Source organism: Sphingobium mellinum (assembly GCF_037860795.1).
GTDB lineage: Bacteria > Pseudomonadota > Alphaproteobacteria > Sphingomonadales > Sphingomonadaceae > Sphingobium > Sphingobium mellinum.
In genome coordinates this window covers 61,872-68,418 of the sequence record NZ_JBANRK010000016.1, presented here as the reverse complement: position 1 = coordinate 68,418, position 6,547 = coordinate 61,872, and the positions used below count along the sequence as shown (strand labels likewise).

Here is a 6,547-nt window from a genome sequence, read left to right as displayed (position 1 = left end):
GGACGGTCGACGACCGGCAGCAATTCCTTGGGCACCGACTTGGTCGCCGGCAGGAACCGCGTCCCGAGACCCGCGACAGGGAAAACGGCTTTGCGAATCGGCTTGTAGGGCATGGCACTCCATTCTCGCTAGGCGCGCGGACAGGATTTGCCTTCCGCGCTTCAAAGGTCAAGCATAGCGGGAGGATCAGCTCGCCCGGTCAGACGGCCAGCAGGCGCTGGGCCACCGTTTCGAGCGAAGCGATCTCCGCATCGAGATGATCAAGCGAGACATGCGTGTGGTTGTTCCTCGCGTCGCGGCAAATGAAGCCGCCGGGCGCCGGCTGCTGAAAGCCGCCGATGATGAGCGACCGGAAGCGATCGATCCTCTGCATGTCGCGCTCTATGGCCGAAATCTCGGACAGGGCGGCCACGTTGCGCCGATCGCGCATCGCCACCATGGTCCGCAATTCCGCCATCAGCTTCGCCATCGCGGGCCGCGTCCGGGTGCCGACCGTCCGGACGTCACCCATGGATTCCCGCATCATGGCGATCTTTGCCTCCAGACTTTGTTCCAGCATCGTCCAGGCACAGACCAGACGACCCACAGCACAAAGCAGCGCCGCGTCCTCCGGCGCATAATCAGACACCGCCCTCACATTGATCTCAGCTATATGATTCACGACCCACCCCCTCAGGATGTTTTTTTCCTTTTGCCCGGAAGAATCCTGCACGGACTGGACCGGCAAAGGCTAGGGGCAGGCGGCGCGCCGCCCGCAACAGGGGCACAGGCCAGCGGCAGACGTGCAAAATCAGCGATGAACGGAGGGACGTCGGCGCGTTCCGCACTCAAAAATCGATAGCGATTCCCTTGCGTTCCCAATCGCCATAGCGCACCGGGCTCAATTCCTCATCATGGCGCGACGGGTGGTCGAGCGGGTCGGGCTGCGGCACCGGCGGGTTCCGGGACAGATGCGCGGGCGGCTTCACATGCGCCGGGCGCTTGCCATTATATGTTCCCATCGTGCCGTCCTTTCGATTGCGGAGCCGCCGGGGCCATCCCATATTCACGCTCGCCCCGCTATCTGGGCGGCGAAGGAGTGAAAGGCAAGTGAGCGGTTTTCGGACGATGATGCTGCTGTCGGCGCTGACGGCGCTGTTCATGGCATTGGGGTACACGCTGGGCGGCAGCGGCGGCGCGGTCATCGCCCTGCTGGTGGCGGCGGGCATGAACCTGTTCACCTTCTGGAACGCCGACAAGATCGTCCTGTCGATGCACAATGCCCGCGAAGTGGACGCCGGCAGCGCGCCTGAATTTTACGGCATCGTGCGGGAACTGGCGCAGCGGGCGGGCCTGCCCATGCCGCGCGTCTACCTGATCGACCAGGACGCGCCCAACGCCTTTGCCACCGGCCGCGACCCCCAACATGCCGCCGTCGCCGCGACGACCGGCCTGCTGTCGATGTTGAGCCGCGACGAAGTGGCCGGCGTCATGGCGCATGAGCTGGGCCATGTCCGCAATCGCGATACGCTGATCATGACGATGGTCGCGACCATCGCGGGCGCCATATCGATGCTCGCCAATTTCGGCCTCTTCTTTCGCGGCGGCAATGAGCAGAACGGCCATGGCAACATCGCGGCCACCTTGCTGGCGGTGATCGTCGCGCCCTTTGCCGCGATGATCGTGCAGATGGCGATCAGCCGCACCCGCGAATATGGCGCGGACGCCGCCGGCGCGCAGATCAGCGGCAATCCGCATGCGCTCGCCTCCGCCCTCGCCAAGATCGCCGGGCGCGCCGAGATGATCCCGAACCCGGTCGCCGAGCGCAACCCTGCCGCCGCGCAATTGTATATCGTGCCGGTCCATGTGAGCGAGCTGTTTTCGACCCATCCCGCCACCGAGAAACGGATCGCGGCGCTCGAGGCGATGGCAGCCGAGGCGCCCTTCGCGCGTGCTGCGGGCGAGCGTCGTTCCGCCCTGTCTCCCGCCGCCCCGTCCTCCAACGCCCCGTCGCCCACAGCCGCGTCGCCCGCCCCGAAGGCGCCCCGGCGCCGGGTGAGCGCGCTCGATCCGCTCCATCGCGATTGAGCGTCGCTTCCCCGCCCGCTCCGGCTGCGCGAGGGGCGCCTCGCGCCGGTGGGGCGAACGGAGGTTGCTTTCCTGACGATTTGCCGTAGGCGGCGCGGATGGTCCGCCGCCCCGCCTCCCGATCGGAAGATATTCCCGGCCTGCCCGCCCGCCGCGCGGCGCTGCGCCTGCTCGACGCGGTGCTGCGCCGTGGCGATCCCCTGGAACAGGCGCTGCACGGCGCCGCACAGGGCCTGGCGCCGGCCGACCGCGCGCTGGTCCATGCCATTGCCGCCGAAACGCTGCGCCACCTTGCCGATCTCGACGCGCTGATCGACGGCGCGACGCGGCAGCGCCTGCCCGACGATGCGAAGGCACGGATGGTGCTGCGCATCGCCCTTATCCAGACGCTGAGCCTTGGCACCGCGCCGCACGCGGTCATCGCCACCGCGCTGCCGCTGGTCGATGGCGGTCCACGCAAGCTGGTGCATGGCGTGTTCGGAACCGTGATGCGGGCCGGTCCAACCCTGCCCGATCCGCCGACGCTGCCCGTCGCGGTCGCCGAACGCTGGACAAGCCAATGGGGCGAGGCGATGCCAGCGGCCGCCGCGCGCGCTTATGCGGTCCGCCCGCCGGTCGACCTCAGCCTGCGCGATCCGGCCGAGACGGCGGACTGGACCGAACGACTGAAGGGCGAGAGCTTCGCCCCCGGCCATGTCCGCCTGCCCGACAGCGCGCCGATCACCGAACTGCCGGGGTTCGCGGAAGGCGCCTGGTGGGTGCAGGACCTCGCCGCGTCCTGCCCGGCGCGACTGCTGGGGGCGGGCGATGACCGCACCGTGCTCGACCTGTGCGCGGCACCAGGCGGCAAGACGATGCAGCTGGCCGCCGCCGGGTGGCGCGTCACCGCGGTCGACCAGTCGAAAAAGCGGCTGGAGCGCCTTGCCGACAATCTTGCCCGCACCGGCCTTGCCGCGAGCATCGTCCAGGCGGACCTGCGCCAATGGAGCCCGCCCGCCCCGGTCGACGCCATCCTGCTCGACGCGCCATGCAGCGCGACCGGCATCTATCGCCGCCATCCCGACGTGCTGCACCGAATCGGCCCGCGCCAGATCGCCGAACTGGCGGAATTGCAGGCGGACCTGCTCGCCCGCGCGGCGCAATGGCTGCGGCCCGACGGCACGCTGGTCTATGCCACCTGCTCGCTCGAACGGGCGGAGGGCGAGGATCAGGTGGCCCGCTTCCTGGACAAGCATCCCGACTTCGCGACCGCGCCCGCGCGGGCCGATGACCTGCCGCAAGGCATGGCGGTGACGCCCGAGGGTTGGCTTCGTACCCTGCCCGCAACCTTGGCGGAGAGCGGAGGCACCGATGGATTTTTCGTCGCACGGCTTGCGCGCAGGCCTCGCCCGGCGGTAGATTTGGCGCAATAAGCCTGTCCATCGACAGAAGGTTCGCCTGTGCGCCCGACTGAACCCCTGCCCCTCAACCATAGCTGGTCCCTGCACGACCTGCAGGAGCATCTGGCGCCGGTGGCGCTGGATGACCGGAGCCTGCATAATGAAGATGCGCTGGCGGAACGGGGGGTGGGTCTTTGGCATTGCGACCTTGCCGAGGACCGGCTGAGCTGGACCCGGGGGGTCCATGACCTTTTCGGGCTGGACCGCGACATGAGGGTGCCGCGCCCGCTCGCCGTTTCGCTCTATGCGCCAGACTCCCGCGAGGCGATGGAGCGGCTGCGCGCCTATGCCATCCGTCATCGCCGGGGTTTCACCGTCGATGTCGACATCCGCCCGGCTGGCGGCGGCGAATGCACGATGCGGCTGATCGCCGCGCCGATCCTGCGAGGCGCGCGCGTCATCGCGCTGCATGGCGTGAAGCAGTTCCTGCCGCGCGGGTCCACGCCTGCGCGAGGGCGTGATCCCCGGCTGTTCAGCCTGCCCTGAACACAGCGCGCCAAGGCGGGCAAAAGCCTGTGGATAGCTCCAAATCATGCGTTGCCCTTGGCCCGCCCCCCCGCTAAGGCCAAGGGTCAGATGACCAGCCCTGTCCTTATCTCTCCATCCATTCTTTCCGCCGACTTCGCCCGCCTGGGCGAGGAGGTTCGCGCCATCGACGAAGCGGGCTGCGACTGGATCCATATCGACGTGATGGACGGCCATTTCGTGCCCAACATCACCATCGGCCCGGCGGTGGTGAAGGCGCTGCGCCCGCACAGCAGCAAGCCGTTCGACGTTCACCTGATGATATCGCCGGTGGACGAGTATCTGAACGCCTTCGCCGAAGCGGGCGCCGACATCCTGACCGTCCATCCCGAAGCGGGACCGCACATCCACCGTTCCATCCAGCATATCAAGTCGCTGGGCGTGCAGGCGGGTGTCGTGCTCAACCCCGGCACGCCGGCCAAGATGCTCGATTACCTCATCGACGATGTCGACCTCATTCTGGTGATGAGCGTCAATCCGGGCTTTGGCGGGCAGAGCTTCATCGAAAACCAGCTGCGCAAGATCGAGGCGATCCGCAAGATGATCGACAAGAGCGGCCGCGACATCCGGTTGCAGGTGGACGGCGGCATCGACCTTGGCACCGCGCCGCGCGCGATCGAGGCGGGCGCCGACGTGCTGGTCGCGGGCACCGCCACGTTCCGGGGCGGGCCGGCCGCCTATGCCGACAATATCCGGAAGCTCAGGGGCGGGTGAGCGACAGCCGGCGCGCCCCCTCGCCATCGGTTCCGGACATAGCGGGATCAGAGCCCGCCGACGACGGGATCGAACAGGGCAAGCGGCTCATCCGCGTCGCGGATGACAAGGGGTTGTCGCTGACCCAGCGGATCGCCAATCATTTCTATCTGCTCAGCTGGAAAACGCCGATCCACGGCCGGCGGCTAAAGGGCAAATATCCGCTGAAGCTGCTCGCCGTACCGGAGGACGAGATTCCCGGTGACCCGCGCGCGGGCCAGGCGATCCGCGCCGGCTATTTCCTGTTCCGCGGCATGAAGCAGCCGCTCAATATCCTGGATTTCGATCAGCTCTCCCTCACCCCCGCCTTTGCCGACTATCTGCACAGCTTCGCCTGGCTGCGCGATCTCTCCTCGGCCGCGACGCGCGAACAGGGTGCGCCGCTCGCCGAAGCGGTGCTGCGCAAATGGCTGGACGTGCATGCCGACACGCCCAGCGAGCCGGCGTGGCGCGCCGACAATGCAGGCTGGCGGCTGCTCTTCTGGTCAGCGCACGCACCGCTGATCCTTTCATCCAGCGATCTTGTCTATCGATCGCTGGTGCTCAACTGCATCGCCCGCACCGCGCGCCATCTGGATCGCGGGGCGGACAAGGCGCCGGTGGGGCTGCCGCGCCTGGTCGCCTGGGCCGGGATCGTCGCTGCCTCCATGCTGCTGCCGGGCGGCGCGGCGCGCAAGATTTTCGGCGAAGCGGGATTGAAGCGCGCGATCGACAGCGCCTTTCATGGCGACGGCGGCATCATCTCGCGGTCGCCGCTGGACCAGATGGACGCGATCATGCTGCTTTCCATGGTGCGCGCGGTCTATGACGTGCGGCGCGAGCAGGTGCCGCCCTTCCTGCCCGAAGCGCTCGGGCGGATCGTCCCGGCGCTGCTGGCCCTCACCCATGGCGATGGCGGCATCGGCAACTGGCAGGGCGCCGGCGCGATCGACCCCGCCAGCGTCGAGGCGGTCGTGCGGGCCAGCCGGGTGCGCGCCCGGCCGCTGCGGCAGGCAAGCCATTGGGGCTATCAGCGACTGGTCGGCAGCAGCACGGTCGTCCAGCTTGATGCAGCTCCTCCCCCCGTGTCTCATCTGGCCGAGGCAGGCTGCGCCTCCACGGCCGCGATCGAGATCAGCGACGGGCAGCAGCGGCTGGTGGTCAATTGCGGCGGCGCCGCGCTGGCCGGCGCCGCGCTGCCCGCCGATCTGGCGCAGGGCCTGCGCACCACGGCGGCGCACAGCACGCTGGTCCTCAACGACTCCAATTCCACCGCCCTGATGCCGGACGGCACGCTGGGTCGCGGGGTGACGGAGGTCGAACTGCACCGGCAGGAACTGGACAATGGCAGCCGCGTCGAGGTGAGCCATGACGGCTATGTCCGCCGGATGGGCTATGTCCATCGCCGCATCCTGCTGCTGAGCGCCGACGGCAAGGAAGTGCGGGGTGAGGACCTGCTGACCCCCGCCGCCCGCCGCCGCAGGCCGGGCAAGCTTCCCGTCCAGCTGCGCTTCCACCTCGCGCCCGGCGTGGAGCCGACGCCGACCGCCGACGGCATGGGCGCGGTGCTGCGCGTCGACATGGGCGCGCTGTGGCAGTTTCGCGCCAACGCGGGCAAGCTCGCCATTGAGGAAAGCCTGTGGACCGACGGCGATGGCCGCCCCCATGCGACCCGCCAGCTCGTCGTCATCAGCGAAACGCTGCCCGGCGGATCGACCATCGGCTGGCTGTTCAAGCGCATGGGCTGACGGAATCCGGGGGGAGCCGACATCCCTCCGCCGAAC

General features: G+C 68.5%; 7 protein-coding genes and 1 pseudogene. 5 read left to right on the top strand and 3 right to left on the bottom strand.

Going from position 1 to position 6,547, the window contains the following annotated elements; translation table 11 throughout:
- From AAC640_RS14815 to AAC640_RS14805, 3 genes and pseudogenes are all read right to left on the bottom strand, one after another.
- A pseudogene (locus AAC640_RS14815) lies at window positions 1–113 on the bottom strand (UTP--glucose-1-phosphate uridylyltransferase); the annotation flags it as partial.
- Between the two features lie 86 nt (window positions 114–199).
- A complete protein-coding gene (locus AAC640_RS14810; RefSeq protein ID WP_340267603.1) occupies window positions 200–628 on the bottom strand; it encodes a hypothetical protein in 429 nt (142 codons plus the stop codon).
- Window positions 629–827: 199 nt separating this feature from the next.
- Window positions 828–1,001: a DUF1674 domain-containing protein gene (locus AAC640_RS14805; RefSeq protein ID WP_340267597.1), complete on the bottom strand. Its 174-nt coding sequence runs from the start codon at window positions 999–1,001 to the stop codon at window positions 828–830.
- A gap of 88 nt (window positions 1,002–1,089) precedes the next feature.
- Here AAC640_RS14805 and htpX point away from each other — a divergent pair, with 88 nt between their 5' ends.
- From htpX to AAC640_RS14780, 5 genes are all read left to right on the top strand, one after another.
- Window positions 1,090–2,067, top strand: coding sequence for a zinc metalloprotease HtpX (gene htpX, locus AAC640_RS14800; RefSeq protein WP_340267595.1), 978 nt, complete (start codon window positions 1,090–1,092; stop codon window positions 2,065–2,067).
- A gap of 98 nt (window positions 2,068–2,165) precedes the next feature.
- A complete protein-coding gene (locus AAC640_RS14795) occupies window positions 2,166–3,479 on the top strand; it encodes an RsmB/NOP family class I SAM-dependent RNA methyltransferase (RefSeq protein WP_340267593.1) in 1,314 nt (437 codons plus the stop codon).
- Between the two features lie 27 nt (window positions 3,480–3,506).
- Complete coding sequence (locus tag AAC640_RS14790) at window positions 3,507–3,992, top strand: diguanylate cyclase (RefSeq protein WP_340267591.1); 486 nt, start codon at window positions 3,507–3,509, stop codon at window positions 3,990–3,992.
- A 90-nt stretch (window positions 3,993–4,082) separates the two neighbouring features.
- Window positions 4,083–4,745, top strand: coding sequence for a ribulose-phosphate 3-epimerase (rpe, locus tag AAC640_RS14785; RefSeq protein ID WP_340267589.1), 663 nt, complete (start codon window positions 4,083–4,085; stop codon window positions 4,743–4,745).
- Window positions 4,742–6,511, top strand: a complete 1,770-nt coding sequence (locus AAC640_RS14780) for a heparinase II/III family protein (RefSeq protein WP_340267587.1) — start codon at window positions 4,742–4,744, stop codon at window positions 6,509–6,511. The genes rpe and AAC640_RS14780 overlap by 4 nt, the downstream gene beginning before the upstream one ends.
- Window positions 6,512–6,547: the final 36 nt, after the last annotated feature.

What these genes read in the sequence shown, in the direction of transcription:
- AAC640_RS14795 (WP_340267593.1), top strand. Translation starts at nt 2,166, where the DNA reads ATGGTCCGCCGCCCCGCCTCCCGATCGGAAGATATTCCCGGCCTGCCC.
- rpe (WP_340267589.1), top strand. Translation starts at nt 4,083, where the DNA reads ATGACCAGCCCTGTCCTTATCTCTCCATCCATTCTTTCCGCCGACTTC.
- AAC640_RS14805 (WP_340267597.1), bottom strand. Translation starts at nt 1,001, where the DNA reads ATGGGAACATATAATGGCAAGCGCCCGGCGCATGTGAAGCCGCCCGCG.